Here is a 14,100-nt window from a genome sequence, read left to right as displayed (position 1 = left end):
GAAAACTGGGCTTTGTCTCCGGGCTGCCCCCACCATTTCGGTGACAGTCCGCCGCCATGAGCTTTTGCCGACGGCCTTCCTACCAAAGTCCCGCCTCGACCCGGATCGCCACTTCGCAGTCGTCGAAGATTTCGAGCTTGACGATCTTGACCCGAACGCCCAGCACGCCGGGCAACTGCATCAGCCGGTTGGCCAGCTTGCCGATCAGGCTTTCCAGCAGGTTCACGTGTTCGGCCGTGCATTCGTCGATGATGATCTTGCGCACCTTACGGTAATCCAGCACATGACCGATGTCGTCATCGCGCGGCAGCAGCGGCTGCGGGCCGAGGTTCAGCTCGGCATCCACCATGATCGGCTGGGGGCTGGTCTTCTCATGGTCGAGGATGCCCAGGTTCGCGTCGAAGCGCAGTCCCGTGAGGCTAAGAATCTGGTTGCCAGCGGTCATGTATACCCCACGCTCTCACATTAGCGAAAAATCGCGGTCGAATTTCATCAGGTGCTGGCCGCCGTCCACCAGCAAGGTGGTCCCGGTGATGGACTGGTTTTCCAGCGCGAACTTCACGGCCGACACCACATCCTCGGGCGTGGAAGAGCGGCCCAGCGGCGACAGGCGATGCAGTTGGTCGAACTTCTCGGCCGACAGCAGGTGGCTGGTGATGGTCAGGCCCGGCGCCACGCCGACCACGCGCAGCTGCGGCGCCAGGGCGATCGCCAGCACGGTGTTGGCCGCTTCCAGCGCCGCCTTGGACAGGGTGTAGCTCAGGAAATCGGGGTTCTGGTTCCACAGCTTCTGGTCCAGCAGATTGACCACCACCCCCGTGCCCGACCTTTGGCAGACATGCTCGTGCAAGGCCTGGGCCAGCAGCACGGGCGCACCCGTGTTGGTTCGCATGTGCGCCTGCAGGGCTTCATAGCCGAAGCTCTTGGCGCTGTCGTGCTCGAAAATCGAGGCGTTGTTGACGAGCGCATCGACGGCGCCGAAATGCTGGACCACTCGTGGCAGCAGGCCGCGGGCCTGGGCTTCGTCGTTCAGGTCGGCCTGGAAAGACTCGATCAGCGCGCCGGGGGCCAGCTTCCGGCAGTCCTCGACGGTCTTGGCCGCGTCGTCGGCCGAGCCGCGGAAATGCACGGCCACCTGCCAGCCCCCGGCCGCGAGCGCCAGCGCGATCTCGCGGCCCAGCCGCTTGGCGGAGCCGGTGACCAGTACCGTGCGCTTGGGGAGCGAATCGCTCATTCGGGGACAATCCGGGTGTGACGACAGAAGCAAAGAGTTTAACGAGGGCCTTGCAGTCCCTGGTGGAAGAATCGATCCGCCGCGCCGGGGGCTGGCTGCCCTTCGACCGGTTCATGGCATTGGCGCTTTACGCGCCGGGCCTGGGCTACTACGCCAACAATTCGCGCAAGTTCGGCCAGCTGCCGTCGTCGGGCAGCGATTTCGTCACCGCACCGGAGATGACGCCGCTGTTTGGGCAGGCGCTTTCGGCGCAGATCGCGGATGCCTTGCAAGCCACCGATACCGACGAGGTCTGGGAATTTGGCGCCGGGTCGGGCGCGCTGGCCCTGCAACTGCTTGAATCCCTGGGGGAGCGCGTTCGCCGCTACACCATCGTCGACCTCTCGGGCACGCTGCGCGCGCGCCAGCAGGAAACGCTGGCCGCCTACGCCGGCCGCGTGGACTGGGTCAGCGAGCTGCAGCAGGCCATGCGCGGCGTGGTGGTGGGCAACGAAGTGCTGGATGCGATGCCGGTCAAGCTGCTGGTGCGCACGGCCGGCGTCTGGCATGAGCGCGGCGTGGCGCCGGCAACGGGCGGTGCATTGAGCTGGGAGGACCGGCCGACGGACCTGCGGCCGCCGCTGGAGATCGGCGGCCCCCACGACTACCTCACCGAGATCCACCCCCAGGCCGAGGCTTTCGTGCGAACCCTGGCGGACCGCCTGACGCAGGGCGCGGCGTTCTTCATCGACTACGGCTTCGCCGAGGGCGAGTACTACCACCCGCAGCGCCACATGGGCACGCTGATGTGCCACCGCGGGCATATGGCCGACACCAACCCGCTGAGCGATGTGGGTGGCAAGGACATCACGGCCCATGTCAATTTCAGTGGCTTGGCGCTGGCTGCGCAGGAAGCTGGCCTGGCCACCCTCGGCTACACCACCCAGGCGCGCTTTCTGATGAACTGCGGCCTGGTGCCGCTGTTGGCTGAAGCGCCGCTGGCCCAGCGCGTGGCGGGGCAACGACTGATCGCCGAGCATGAGATGGGCGAGCTCTTCAAGGTGATCGGTTTCCACCGGGGAGCGTTCTGGGACGCCATCGGTTTTCGCGAAGGCGACCGCACCCACGTTCTTTGACCTAGCGGCCAAATAGGGGTTTATCCGGATAATTCGACAGATCAGGTCATCATACCATCACGTCACTACTTAACTTGGAGATGGCTGATGAAGACCGTGATCGCGCTGCTGGGCGCCGGGGGCAAGATGGGCGCGCGGCTCGCGAAGAACCTGGCGGGTTCGCGCTTCGAGGTGAGGCACGTGGAGGTCAGCGAGGTCGGCCGCAAGCGTTTGCGTGATGAACTCGGCGTGGAGTGCGTGGACCAGGCCAAGGCGCTGGACAACGCCAATGTGGTCATCCTCGCGATCCCCGACACGCTCATCGGCAAGGTGGCGGCCGCCATCGCGCCGCAACTGGCTCCGGGCACCATGGTGATGACCCTGGATGCAGCCGCTCCGTTCGCCGGCCACCTGCCGCAGCGCGACGACCTGGTGTACTTCGTTGCCCATCCCTGCCACCCGCCAATCTTCAGCGCCGCGCTGTACAAGGACGGCAAGCCCGATTTCTTCGGTGGCGGCCACGCGCCGCAATCGATCGTCAGCGCCCTGATGCAGGGCAAGCCGGCCGACTTCGACCTTGGCGAGGAGATCGCCAGCACCATCTACGCGCCCGTCCTGCGCTCCTACCGCGTGACGGTCGAGCAGATGGCACTGCTGGAGCCTGGCCTGTCCGAGACCGTGTGCGCCACCTTGCTGGACGTGATGCGCGACGCGATGGACGAGGTGGTCGCCCGCGGCGTTCCGCGCGACTGCGCCCGCGACTTCCTGTTGGGCCACATGACCATCCTGAGCGCGGTGATCTTCCGGGAGATCCCCGGCGCGTTCTCCGACGCTTGCAACAAGGCCATCACCTTCGGCAAGCCGCGCCTCATGCGCGACGACTGGAAGAAGGTGTTCGACCACGAAGAAATCGCCGAGAGCATCCAGCGCATCACCTGACCGACCCCCGAGACTTTCCCCCACCACCCCCTGAGGAGACAGACATGACCATTCGCCAACCGGTGCGCGCCAGCGTGGCCGCTTTACTGTTCACCCTGTCCGCCGGCGCCATGGCGCAGACGGTGCTGAAGATCGGCTACACCCCCAGTAAGGAGTCGCACTACGGGGTCGGCGCCACCGCGTTCTGCTCCGAGGTCGAGAAGGGCACCCAGGTCCGCTTCAAGTGCCAGCAGTTCCCGTCCGGTGCGCTGGGCGGCGAGCGCGAGATGATCGAGGCGGTGCAACTGGGCACGCTGGACGCAGTCATCACCTCCACCGGCCCGGTGGGCAACTTCGTGCCCGAGGTCAAGATCGTCGACATTCCCTTCCTGTTTCGCGACTACGACCATGCCCGCAAGGTGTTCGACGGCCCGATCGGCCAGGACCTGCTGACCAAGTTCCCGTCGAAGAACCTGGTCGCGCTGGCCTGGACGGAGAACGGCTTTCGCCACATCACCAACAGCAAGCACGCCATCCTCAAGCCCGAGGACACCAAGGGCCTGAAGGTGCGCACCATGGAAAACAAGGTGCACATGGAAGGCTACCGGGCCTTTGGCATGCAGCCCACCCCCATGGCGTTCCCGGAAGTGTTCGGCGCGCTGCAACAAGGCGCGGTGGACGGCCAGGAGAACCCGATCCCGGTCATCATCAGCTCCAAGTTCTGGCAGGTGCAGAAGCACCTGTCGCTGACCGGCCACGTGTACTCGCCGGCGCTGGTGCTGGTGTCCACGCGCACCTGGGGCAAGCTCAACGAAGCCGACCGCAAAGTCTTCCTCGACGCGGCCAAGGTGAGCGCGGCCGCGCAACGCAGGAAGGTGGATGACGACGACGCCAACGGTGTGGCCCTGCTGGAGAAAGAGGGCATGAAGGTGGTGCGCAACGTCGACAAGAAGGCCTTCCAGGACGCCCTGAAGCCGGTGTATGCGAACTTCGCCCAGGAGTTCGGCGCCGACAACATCAAGAAGATCCAGGACGTCAAGTGACGCTGGCGGCGCAGGTCGGCACGCCGGCCCTCCCCAAGCACCTCGAGGGCGGCCTGGCGGCGGCCTTCGAGCGACGGTTCCTCGCCGCCAACCGCTGGGCCCTGATCCTGCTGCTGGGCGCCATGTCGATCATCGTCTTTGCCAACGTGCTGACCCGCTACCTCACCAACGTCTCCATCCCCTGGAGCGAAGAGGTGGCGCGCCACATGATGATCTGGCTCACCTTCCTCGGCGCCGGCCCGGTGCTGCGCGCCGGCGGGCACATCGCGGTGGAGAACCTGCAGGACGCACTGCCGCGCCCTGCGGCCATCGGCGTGCGCGCCGCCGTCGCGGCCTGCCTGCTGGTGTTCTTCGGCCTCCTCGTGTGGTTCGGCTCGGCCTACTTGCTGCGCACCACGACACAGCTGACCGCCGCAACCCAGATCCCGTTTGCCTGGATCTATGCCGCGATCCCTGTAGGCGGCGTGCTGCTGGTGGTGCATTTCGCGCTGGTGGTGCGCGGCTATGTGTGCGACGGGCAGTTCGCCCCGGACGATCACTTCGACGCCACCGCCAGTGCCTCCCTCTAAGGCCCCCACGCCATGAATCCCTGCATCATCCTGATCGCTGCCGCCTGCGGCTACCTGACGCTGGGCGTGCCGGTGGCCATTGCACTCGGCCTGGCGACGGCCACCGCGCTGGCACTGACCGACAGCTACCCCTTGCTGGTGCTGATGAAGGAAACCTTCACCGGCATCGACAGTTTCCCGCTGATGGCCGTGCCCTTTTTCATTCTGGCGGCCGAGCTCATGAGCGGCGGCTCGCTGACCGACGTGCTGCTGCGTTTCGCGGGCCAGTTCGTGGGCCACAAGCGCGGCGGGCTGGGCTACACCAACGTGGTGTCGCTCACGTTTTTCTCGGGCATCTCCGGATCGGCGCTGGCCGACGCGGCGGGCCCGGGTTCGATGCTCATCCGCATGATGGACAAGGCCGGCTACAAGCGCTCTTACGCGGCGGCCCTGACCGCGTCGACCGCCATCGTGGGGCCGATCATCCCGCCTTCCATCACCATGATCGTGTACGCGCTGCAGGACGAGGCGGTTTCAGTCGGCGCGCTGTTCGTGGCGGGCGTGCTGCCCGGCATCCTGATCGCCATCGCCATGTGCGTGGTCAACTGGCACGTCTCGCGCCAGCGCAACTACAAGGGCGACGGTGGGCGCCCGGTGCTGGCGCAGATCTTGTCGACCACCTGGAAGGCACTGCCCGCGCTCCTGCTGCCGGTGCTGATCCTGGGCGGCATGCGCGCGGGCTGGTTCACTCCCACCGAGGCGTCCGTGGTGGCGGTGTTCTACGCCCTGCTGTGCGGCAAGTACGTCTACCGTACGCTGGAATGGAAGGCCGTGCCCGACATCCTGGCGCGCTCGGCGTTGCTGACGGCGTCGGTGCTGATCATCATCGCGATGTCGGCCTCGTTCGCCTGGCTGCTGACCATCGAGGGCCTGCCGCAACAGATGGCCGACTGGTTGATCGGCATGAAGCTGTCGCCCTGGACCTTCCTGATCGCGGTCAACATCCTGCTGCTGATCTTCGGCATCTTCATCGAGCCGCTGCCGGGCGTGATGGTGCTGGTTCCGATCCTGGCTCCAGTGGCCGCCAAGCTGGGCGTGGACCCGATCCACTTCGCGATGATCGTGATCTACAACCTCACGCTGGGCATGATCACGCCGCCGGTGGGCGGGCTGCTGTTCGTCACCTCCAACGTGTCGCGCGTGCCGCTGTCCGAATTGGTGAGCGAGCTGCGCCCCTTCCTGTGGGCGCATGGCGCCGTGCTGGTGCTGCTGACCTTCATTCCGGCGCTGAGCACCTGGTTGCCCCACGCGCTGGGCTTCAAGTAGCAGCCACCGAAGATTTTCATCTCAAGAGAGTTCATTCCATGGACATGACTATCCCTTCCCTGTATTCCAACATCATCGGCGGCGAGCGCCTCCAGGCCCGCACGGGCGACACCATCGAGGTGCTCGACCCCTCGGACGGCCAGGCCTTTGCCACCATCCCGCGCAGCGGCGCGGCCGAGGTAGACGAGGCGGTGCGGGCCGCGCACGCCGCCTTTCGCGGGCCCTGGGGCCGGCTCACCGCCACCGAGCGCGGCCGCGTGCTCACCCGACTGGCTGAACTGATTCGGGCCAATCATGAGGAACTCGCGGCGCTGGAATGCCGCGATACGGGCAAGCCGCTCGCGCAGGCCAAGGTCGACATCCAGGCGTGCGCGCGCTACTTCGAGTACTACGGCGGCGCGGCCGACAAGCTGCATGGCGAGACCATCCCCTACGCCGCGGGCTCCACCGTGATGGCGATCCGTGTGCCGCACGGGGTCACCGGCCACATCATTCCGTGGAACTACCCGGCACAGATCTTCGGCCGCTCGGCAGGTGCGTCGCTGGCCGCGGGCAATGCTTGCGTGGTCAAGCCCGCCGAGGACGCCTGCCTGACGCCGGTGCGGCTGGCCCAGCTCGCGCTGGAGGCGGGCGTGCTGCCGGGCGCGCTCAACGTGGTCTGCGGCCTGGGCAGCGAGGCCGGCGCCGCGCTGACCGCGCACCCGGGCATTGCCCACATCTCGTTCACCGGCTCCACCGAAACCGGCGCCTTGGTGGCCGAGGCGGCCGCGCGCCGCCATTCGCCCGCGACACTGGAGCTGGGCGGCAAGTCCCCGCAGATCGTGTTCGCCGACGCGGACCTGGAGCGCGCCGTTCCCGTCATCGTCAACGCCATCATCCAGAACGCCGGCCAGACCTGCACCGCGGGCAGCCGCGTGCTGATCGAACGGCCGGTCTACGAGCGCGTCATGCAGATGCTGGCCGAGCGCTTCACCGCGCTGCGCGTGGGCCCCGGCGGGCGGGACCTGGATTGCGGCCCGGTGATCAACCGCAAGCAGCGCCTGAAGATCCAGGCCATGGTGGATGCCGCGGCCGCGGATGGCGTGCGCATCGCCGCGCAGGGCCGCCTGGCCGACGGCGCGCCCGAGGGCGGACACTACGTGATGCCCACGCTGCTCGGCGAGGTGCCGGCCGATCACATCATCGCGCAGCAGGAAGTGTTTGGCCCGGTGCTCGCCGCCATCGTGTTCGACACCGAGGAAGAAGCCGTCGAAATCGCCAATGGCACCGACTACGGGCTCACCGCCGGCGTGTGGACCGAAAATGGCGGCCGCCAGCTGCGCGTGGCGCACGCCGTCGAGGCGGGCCAGGTGTTCATCAACAACTACGGCGCGGGCGGCGGCATCGAGCTGCCCTTCGGCGGCATGAAGCACTCCGGCTACGGGCGCGAGAAGGCCTTCGAGGGCCTGCGCGGCTTCACCACCGTCAAGACCATCGCGATCCAACATGGCTGACGAGGCGCCATTGCGCACCGACGACGGCCGGGTCCGCGCGCGCTACTGGCTGGAGACCGGCGACGACCCGCAGCGCGCCGCGGGCGTGATCGCGGGCGAACAATCCAGCGGCACGTTCACCGCGGTGCCTGGCGAGACGGCGGCGCTGAAAGAGCGCTCGGGCGCGCGGGTGGATCGCATCGACGTGATCGGGCACGCGAGCGAGCCCAGCCTGCCCGTCAACGTGCGTTCGGACCGCTACACCCGCTGCATCCTCGAACTCTCGTGGCCGGTGGCCAACTTCGGCCACTCGCTGCCGAACCTGCTGGCCACGGTGGCCGGCAACCTGTTCGAGTTGCGCCAGGTGTCGGGCCTTCGCATCCTCGACCTGGCGGTGCCGCAGGCGTTCGCCGATGCCTGCCCGGGACCGGCCTTCGGCATCGCAGGCACGCGCGCGCTGGCGCAGGTGCCTAGCGGACCACTCATCGGCACCATCATCAAGCCCAGCGTTGGCCTGTCGCCGCGGGAGACGGCCGACACCGTGCGTGAGCTGGTGGCGGGCGGCATCGATTTCATCAAGGACGACGAACTGCAGGCCGACGGGCCGCACTGCCCCTTCTACGAGCGCGTGCGCGCTGTCATGGCGGTGGTGAACGACGCTGCCGGGCGGAGCGGCCGCAAGGCCATGGTCGCCTTCAACATCACCGGCGAGATCGACGAGATGCGCCGGCGCCATGACCTCGTGCTGGCGCAGGGCGGCACCTGCGTGATGGTCAGCCTCAATTCAGTGGGGCTCACGGGTCTGCTCGCGCTGCGCCGCCACGCCCAGCTGCCCATCCACGCCCATCGCAACGGCTGGGGCTACCTCAGCCGCTGCCCCGCGCTGGGCTGGGACTACGCGCCCTGGCAGGCGCTGTGGCGCCTGGCCGGCGCCGACCACCTGCACGTGAACGGCCTGGCCAACAAGTTCAGCGAGCCGGACGACAGCGTGATCGCCGCCGCGCGCGCGGTGTTGCGGCCGCTGTCCGCGGGCAAGCCGATGGTGGCGATGCCGGTGTTCAGCTCCGGCCAGACCGGGCTGCAGGCCGCACCGACCTATGCGGCGTTGGGCACGACGGACCTGATCCATGCGGCCGGCGGCGGCATCCTCGGGCATCCGGGGGGCATCGCCGCCGGGGTGTCGGCCATGCGCAGCGCATGGGACGCGGCCGTCGCGGGCGTGCCGCTCGCGCGCCATGCCGCCGCCCACCCGGCCCTGGCGCAGGCGATGGAGGTGTGGTGAGCGCGCGCGACCTGCTGCTGGCGTACTACGGCGACGACTTCACCGGCTCCACCGACGCGCTGGAAGCCTTGACCACGGCCGGCGTGCCGACAGTGCTGTTCTTCGAAGCGCCCGATGCCCAGGCCCTCGCACGCTTTCCCGGCGTGCGGGCGGTGGGCATGGCCGGCCACGCGCGCGGACGCAGCCCGCAGTGGATGCGCGAGCACCTGGCGCCGGCGCTGGAGGCGCTCGCGCGGCTCGGCGCGCCAATCCTGCACTACAAGGTTTGTTCCACGTTCGACTCCTCGCCGCAGGTCGGCTCCATCGGCTGTGCCATCGATCTCGGCGTGCCGCTGATGACGGGTCGCTGGTCGCCCATGGTCGTGGGCGCTCCGCGGCTGCGCCGCTTCCAGGCTTTCGGGCACCTGTTCGCGGTCGCCGAAGGGGAGGGCCACCGGCTCGACCGCCATCCCACCATGTCGCGCCACCCGGTCACGCCGATGGGCGAGTCGGACCTGCGTCGGCACCTGGCCGCGCAGACACCCCGCCGCAGCGGCCTGGTGGACTTCCCCCGGCTCAAGCAGGGCGAGGGTGCCGCCGCGGTGCGCGCCATCCATGAGGCCGGCGCCGACGTGCCGGTGGTATTGATCGACGTGCTCGACGACGAGACGCTGCGCGAGGCCGGCCGCCTCGTCTGGGAGGGCAGGGGCGATGGGCTCTTCAGCGCATCCTCGTCGGGCCTTCTGTACGCGCTGGCGGCGCATTGGCACGCAACGGGCGTCGTGCCCATGCCCGAGCCGCTTCCCGAAGCATCGGCGGTGCAGGCCATCGCCGTGGCCAGCGGCAGCTGCTCGCCCGTCACCGCCGCCCAGATCGAGTGGGCGCAGGCCAACGGATTTGCGACGCACCGGCTCGACATTCCACGCCTGCTGGGCGGCGACGGCGCGGAAATCGCCCGCGCGGTCGAGTCGGCCTGCGAGGCCTGGGCGCGCGGCCTCAGCCCGCTGGTATTCAGTGCCCAGGGGCCGGACGATCCGGCGGTGCGGGCTTTCGAAGACGCCGCGCGCGCCGCGGGACTGGATCGCGCGGAAGCGGCGCTGCGCACCGGCCGCGCGCTGGCCGAAGTCATGTGCGCCATCCTGGATCGCCTGCCGCAGCTGCGCCGCATCGCGGTCGCGGGCGGCGACAGTTCGGGTGAAGTGGCCGCCGCCCTGGGCGTGCAGGCGCTCACCATGACGGCCCGGCTCGCGCCCGGCGCGCCGCTGTGCCGCGCCTGGTCGCGCGAGCCGCGGCGCGACGGCCTGGAGATCGTGCTCAAGGGCGGCCAGATGGGCGGGACAGGGGTTTTCGGCTCTGTGCGCGACGGGGCCGCGACGTGATAATCACCATAACCGGCACGGCCGGACCGATGCTCTTCAACCAGGACCCGCATGACGGCAGTCAACCCGATCCAGAAACGCAAGCTCTACCAGGACGTGGTGGAGCGGCTGATGCAGCGCATCCAGGCCGGCGAAATACGCCCCGGCGACCAGCTGCCGCCGGAGCGCGAGCTGATGGACGTCTACGGCGTGGGGCGGCCCGCGGTGCGCGAGGCGCTGCAGGCGATGGAGCGGTCCGGCATCGTCGAGATTTCCCATGGCGAGCGCGCCAAAGTGGTGGTGCCTACGGCGCGCGACCTGATCTTGCAGATCGCCAGCGGCACGCGGCACTTGCTGCAGTCGCAACCCGACATGCTGGACCACCTGAAGGAAGCGCGGCTGTTCCTGGAGGTCGGCACCGCGCGCATGGCGGCGCAGAAGGCCGAGCCGCAGGATGTCGAGGCGCTGCGCGCGCGCATCGAGGATCAGCGCGCGGCGCTCACGCAGATGGAGCGGTTCCTGGCCTGCGACATGGCGTTCCATCGCGAGATCGCGCGCATCAGCGGCAACCCGATCTTCCCGGCCGTGATCGAGGCGGTGTTCCAGTGGGCAGGCGACTACTACCAGCCGCTGGTGCGGGCGCCCGGCGCCGAGCAGCTCACGCTCGAGGAGCACACCCGCCTGGTCGATGCGATCGCGGCGCACGACGCGGATGCGGCCGAGGCGGCCGTGCGCGCGCATGTGACGCGCTCCAACGAGCTGTACCGGCGCATCGAGCAAGAGCGCGCGCACAGCTGAAGCTGTCCCCGGCGGCGTCGGCAACCACCGCCGCGCCGCTTCCTTTGTGCCTCCAAGCCACAGCATGACTACTTACGACATTGCCACCATCGATGGCGACGGCATCGGCCCCGAAGTGTGCCGCTCGGCCGTCGCCGCCCTGCGCGAAGCCTGCGGCGAGCGCCTGCGATTCACTTCCTGGGAGGGCGGCGCCGCGCACTACGCGCGCACCGGCGCCGTCCTGCCGGACGACACGTTCGCGGCCTGCCGCGATGCCCACGCCATCCTGCACGGCGCCGCCGGCCTGCCCGGCATCACCTACCCGGACGGCACCGAAGTGGGCAACGACCTGCACCTGCAACTGCGTTTCCGGCTGGACCTGTTCGCCAACGTGCGGCCGATCCGCCTGTACCGGGGCGCTCGCTCGCCGCTGTCGGGCTGGGAGCCCGGCCAGATCGACTACGTGATCGTGCGCGAGAACACCGAGGGGCTGTACGCCAGCCGCGGCGCCGGCGTGGTCCTGCGCGGCGAGCTCGCCACGGACACTCTGGTCGTCACGCGCAAGGGCGTGGAACGCGTGGCGAAGTTCGCCTTCGACCTGGCACGCCGCCGCAAGGGCGCACCGCGCGACGGCAAGCGCCGCGTGACGGTGTGCGACAAGGCCAACATCCTGCGCAGCTACGCGTTTTTCCGCGCCGTGTGCAATGAGGTGGCGCGCGATTACGCCGACGTGGAGATCGACTACGCCTACGCCGACGCCATCACCGTCCACATGCTCAAGAAGCCCGACTTCTACGACGTGATCGTGGCCGAGAACATGTTCGGCGACATCATCTCGGACCTGGGTGCCGGCACGGTGGGCGGGCTGGGCATCGCGGCATCGGCCGAAGTGGGCGAAACGCACGGCCTGTTCCAGGGCGCGCACGGTTCCGCCCCGGACATCGCGGGCCAGAACCTCGCCAGCCCGGTGGCCACGATCCTGTCCGGCGCGATGATGCTGCGCTGGCTGGGCGAGCGCCACGGCGACGAGGCGATGCAGCAGGCGGCCGACCGCGTGGAGCGGGCGGTGGAAGAAGTACTGGCGGCGGGCGAGAGCGTGCCGCGTGACCTGGGTGGTAGCGCCACCTGCACGGAGATGACCGATGCCATCCGCCGCCGCCTGCGCTGACACCGCGCCGCGAGCCCCTACCGGCCGGCCCAGCGCGTTCCTCTGCCGGCGGTTCACGCCGGGCGTGGAGGCGGTGCTGCGCGAACGATTCACGCTCACCACCAACGAGGACGACGGCATCCTTACGCCGTCGCAGATCATGGCGCGCGCCCGGGATGCCGAAGTGCTGTTCGTGACAGCGACGGAATCGCTGCGCGCGGACACGCTCGCCCAGCTGCCGCGGCTGCGCATCATCGCCACGCTGTCGGTGGGCCACGACCACATCGACCTGGCCGCCGCGCGCGCTGCCGGGATCGCCGTGCTCCACACGCCGGACGTGCTGAGCGACGCGTGCGCGGAGATCGCCATGATGCTGCTGCTCAATGCCTGCCGGCGCGGCCTCGAGGGCGACCGCCTCGTGCGCAGCGACGCCTGGCAGGGTTGGGCCCCTACCCAGCTGCTGGGCATCGGCCTGCCGGGGCGGGTGCTCGGCATCTTTGGCATGGGACGCATCGGCCGCGCCATCGCGCACCGCGCGCGCGCCTTCGGCCTGCGCATCGCTTATCACAACCGTTCCCGGCTGGAGCCCTCACTCGAGGAAGGCGCCAGCTACCACGACACTCTGGAGGGACTGCTGGGCGCCAGCGACCTCTTCATGGTGGCCGCGCCAGGCGCACCCGCGCTGCGCGGTGTGCTCGATGCCCGGCGGCTGGCGCTTCTGCCGCCGGGCGCCGTGCTGGTGAACATCTCGCGCGGCGACCTGGTGGACGACGAGGCGCTGATCGCCGCGCTGCGCTCGGGCCGGCTGCGCGCGGCCGGGCTGGACGTATTCGCCAACGAACCGCGCGTGCACCCGGGCTACCGCACGCTGGATAACGTGTTCCTCACGCCGCACATCGGCAGCGCCACCGAGGAGACGCGCGAGGCGATGGGGTACATGCTGATCGAGGGCATCGAGGCGCTCGGTCGAAACGAGACACCGCTCAACCGGCTTTGCTGACGCTGGGCCGGATTTCAATTTCAAGACAGGAGTACAGGATGAAAAAGTACGTCGGCATGATCGGCATCGGCATGATGGGCCATGGCATTGCCAGCAACGTGGTCAAGAAGGGCTGGCCGCTGGCAGTGCTGGAGCATCCCGGCAACCAGCCGCTGGAGGCGCTGACGGCCGCCGGCGCCCGGATCTTCCAGCGTCCGGCCCAGCTCGCGGCCGAATCCGACATCATCATCCTGGTGCTGACCGGCTCGCCGCAGGTTGAGGCGGTGCTCACCGGCGAAGACGGAGTGCTGCAGGGCCTGCGCCCGGGCACCATCGTGATCGATTGTTCGACCGCGGTGCCGGCCTCCACACAGCGCATGGCCAAGGCGGTCGAGGCCGCCGGCGGCCGCTTCCTGGACACGCCGATGACGCGCACACCCAAGGAAGCCGCCGAGGGGCGCCTGAACCTGCTGGTGGGTGGCGATGCCGCGCTGCTCGAGGAATGCAGGCCCTTGCTGTCGTGCTTCGCGGAAAACATCACCCACGCGGGTGCGGTGGGCGCGGGGCACAGCATGAAGCTGCTGCACAACTTCGTCTCGCTGGGCTTCGTCACGCTGCTGTCCGAGGCGGCGGCTTGCGCGGCTCACCACGGCGTGGCTCCCGACGTGTTCCTGGAGGTCCTGGGCAAGGGCGGCGGCGGGGGTGCCGCACTGGAGCGCCTGCGCCCCTACCTGATGTCACGCGACGTGTCGGGGCTGCGCTTTTCAATCGCCAATGCCTGCAAGGACCTGGGCTACTACAACACCATGGCGGCCGAAGGGGGCTGCGATATCGCCGTTGCGGCCGCCGTGAAGGCGACGCTGGATCGGGCCGGCAGCGAAGCGCCGCAAGCGCTCATGCCCGAACTGATCGACATCCTCGCGCGGCACCGCTGAGCCGCTGG

At 68.9% G+C, this 14,100-nt stretch carries 14 protein-coding genes; 12 read left to right on the top strand and 2 right to left on the bottom strand.

What is annotated here, in order from left to right; translation table 11 throughout:
- Nucleotides 1-79: 79 nt before the first annotated feature.
- On the bottom strand, nucleotides 80-445 hold the full coding sequence (locus HNE04_RS10040) for a dihydroneopterin aldolase (protein WP_172218394.1): 366 nt from the start codon (nucleotides 443-445) through the stop codon (nucleotides 80-82).
- Nucleotides 446-460: 15 nt separating this feature from the next.
- Nucleotides 461-1,234: an SDR family oxidoreductase gene (locus tag HNE04_RS10035; protein ID WP_172218393.1), complete on the bottom strand. Its 774-nt coding sequence runs from the start codon at nucleotides 1,232-1,234 to the stop codon at nucleotides 461-463.
- A gap of 17 nt (nucleotides 1,235-1,251) precedes the next feature.
- Between HNE04_RS10035 and HNE04_RS10030 the strand changes: the two genes are divergently transcribed.
- From HNE04_RS10030 to HNE04_RS09975, 12 genes are all read left to right on the top strand, one after another.
- Nucleotides 1,252-2,349: a class I SAM-dependent methyltransferase gene (locus tag HNE04_RS10030; RefSeq protein ID WP_172218392.1), complete on the top strand. Its 1,098-nt coding sequence runs from the start codon at nucleotides 1,252-1,254 to the stop codon at nucleotides 2,347-2,349.
- 87 nt (nucleotides 2,350-2,436) lie between these two features.
- Nucleotides 2,437-3,267 (top strand): phosphogluconate dehydrogenase C-terminal domain-containing protein, encoded by an 831-nt coding sequence (locus tag HNE04_RS10025; protein WP_172218391.1) that lies wholly within the window; start codon nucleotides 2,437-2,439, stop codon nucleotides 3,265-3,267.
- 44 nt (nucleotides 3,268-3,311) lie between these two features.
- Nucleotides 3,312-4,289, top strand: a complete 978-nt coding sequence (locus HNE04_RS10020) for a TRAP transporter substrate-binding protein (RefSeq protein ID WP_172218390.1) — start codon at nucleotides 3,312-3,314, stop codon at nucleotides 4,287-4,289.
- 53 nt (nucleotides 4,290-4,342) lie between these two features.
- Complete coding sequence (locus HNE04_RS10015; RefSeq protein WP_235964922.1) at nucleotides 4,343-4,858, top strand: TRAP transporter small permease; 516 nt, start codon at nucleotides 4,343-4,345, stop codon at nucleotides 4,856-4,858.
- Between the two features lie 12 nt (nucleotides 4,859-4,870).
- Nucleotides 4,871-6,163 (top strand): TRAP transporter large permease, encoded by a 1,293-nt coding sequence (locus HNE04_RS10010; protein WP_172218389.1) that lies wholly within the window; start codon nucleotides 4,871-4,873, stop codon nucleotides 6,161-6,163.
- A gap of 44 nt (nucleotides 6,164-6,207) precedes the next feature.
- Nucleotides 6,208-7,656: an aldehyde dehydrogenase family protein gene (locus HNE04_RS10005; protein WP_172218388.1), complete on the top strand. Its 1,449-nt coding sequence runs from the start codon at nucleotides 6,208-6,210 to the stop codon at nucleotides 7,654-7,656.
- On the top strand, nucleotides 7,649-8,917 hold the full coding sequence (locus HNE04_RS10000; protein WP_172218387.1) for a ribulose-bisphosphate carboxylase large subunit family protein: 1,269 nt from the start codon (nucleotides 7,649-7,651) through the stop codon (nucleotides 8,915-8,917). Before HNE04_RS10005 ends, HNE04_RS10000 begins: the two co-directional genes overlap by 8 nt.
- A complete protein-coding gene (gene oiaK / locus HNE04_RS09995; protein ID WP_328700300.1) occupies nucleotides 8,914-10,275 on the top strand; it encodes a 3-oxo-isoapionate kinase OiaK in 1,362 nt (453 codons plus the stop codon). The genes HNE04_RS10000 and oiaK overlap by 4 nt, the downstream gene beginning before the upstream one ends.
- A 51-nt stretch (nucleotides 10,276-10,326) precedes the next feature.
- A complete protein-coding gene (nanR, locus tag HNE04_RS09990) occupies nucleotides 10,327-11,052 on the top strand; it encodes a transcriptional regulator NanR (RefSeq protein WP_172218385.1) in 726 nt (241 codons plus the stop codon).
- A gap of 64 nt (nucleotides 11,053-11,116) precedes the next feature.
- The gene (locus HNE04_RS09985; RefSeq protein WP_172218384.1) at nucleotides 11,117-12,199 is read left to right on the top strand and encodes an isocitrate/isopropylmalate dehydrogenase family protein; all 1,083 of its coding nucleotides are present in this window, start codon (nucleotides 11,117-11,119) and stop codon (nucleotides 12,197-12,199) included.
- Nucleotides 12,174-13,178 carry a 2-hydroxyacid dehydrogenase gene (locus HNE04_RS09980; RefSeq protein ID WP_172218383.1) on the top strand — a complete coding sequence of 335 codons (1,005 nt, stop codon included), beginning with the start codon at nucleotides 12,174-12,176 and terminating at the stop codon, nucleotides 13,176-13,178. Before HNE04_RS09985 ends, HNE04_RS09980 begins: the two co-directional genes overlap by 26 nt.
- Nucleotides 13,179-13,216: 38 nt before the next feature.
- Complete coding sequence (locus tag HNE04_RS09975; RefSeq protein ID WP_172218382.1) at nucleotides 13,217-14,092, top strand: NAD(P)-dependent oxidoreductase; 876 nt, start codon at nucleotides 13,217-13,219, stop codon at nucleotides 14,090-14,092.
- Nucleotides 14,093-14,100 lie beyond the last annotated feature (8 nt).

It is taken from the genome of Caenimonas soli, assembly GCF_013155545.1.
GTDB classification, from domain to species: Bacteria; Pseudomonadota; Gammaproteobacteria; order Burkholderiales; family Burkholderiaceae_C; genus Ramlibacter; species Ramlibacter soli.
The sequence above is the reverse complement of the archived record's forward strand: the minus strand, read 5'-3'. Positions and strand labels throughout refer to the sequence as shown.

Excerpts from the sequence above, each read along its gene's own strand:
- HNE04_RS10040 (WP_172218394.1), bottom strand. The coding sequence starts at position 445 with ATGACCGCTGGCAACCAGATTCTTAGCCTCACGGGACTGCGCTTCGAC.
- HNE04_RS10035 (WP_172218393.1), bottom strand. The coding sequence starts at position 1,234 with ATGAGCGATTCGCTCCCCAAGCGCACGGTACTGGTCACCGGCTCCGCC.
- HNE04_RS10025 (WP_172218391.1), top strand. The coding sequence starts at position 2,437 with ATGAAGACCGTGATCGCGCTGCTGGGCGCCGGGGGCAAGATGGGCGCG.
- HNE04_RS10020 (WP_172218390.1), top strand. The coding sequence starts at position 3,312 with ATGACCATTCGCCAACCGGTGCGCGCCAGCGTGGCCGCTTTACTGTTC.
- HNE04_RS10010 (WP_172218389.1), top strand. The coding sequence starts at position 4,871 with ATGAATCCCTGCATCATCCTGATCGCTGCCGCCTGCGGCTACCTGACG.
- HNE04_RS10005 (WP_172218388.1), top strand. The coding sequence starts at position 6,208 with ATGACTATCCCTTCCCTGTATTCCAACATCATCGGCGGCGAGCGCCTC.
- HNE04_RS10000 (WP_172218387.1), top strand. The coding sequence starts at position 7,649 with ATGGCTGACGAGGCGCCATTGCGCACCGACGACGGCCGGGTCCGCGCG.
- nanR (WP_172218385.1), top strand. The coding sequence starts at position 10,327 with ATGACGGCAGTCAACCCGATCCAGAAACGCAAGCTCTACCAGGACGTG.
- HNE04_RS09985 (WP_172218384.1), top strand. The coding sequence starts at position 11,117 with ATGACTACTTACGACATTGCCACCATCGATGGCGACGGCATCGGCCCC.
- HNE04_RS09980 (WP_172218383.1), top strand. The coding sequence starts at position 12,174 with ATGCCATCCGCCGCCGCCTGCGCTGACACCGCGCCGCGAGCCCCTACC.
- HNE04_RS09975 (WP_172218382.1), top strand. The coding sequence starts at position 13,217 with ATGAAAAAGTACGTCGGCATGATCGGCATCGGCATGATGGGCCATGGC.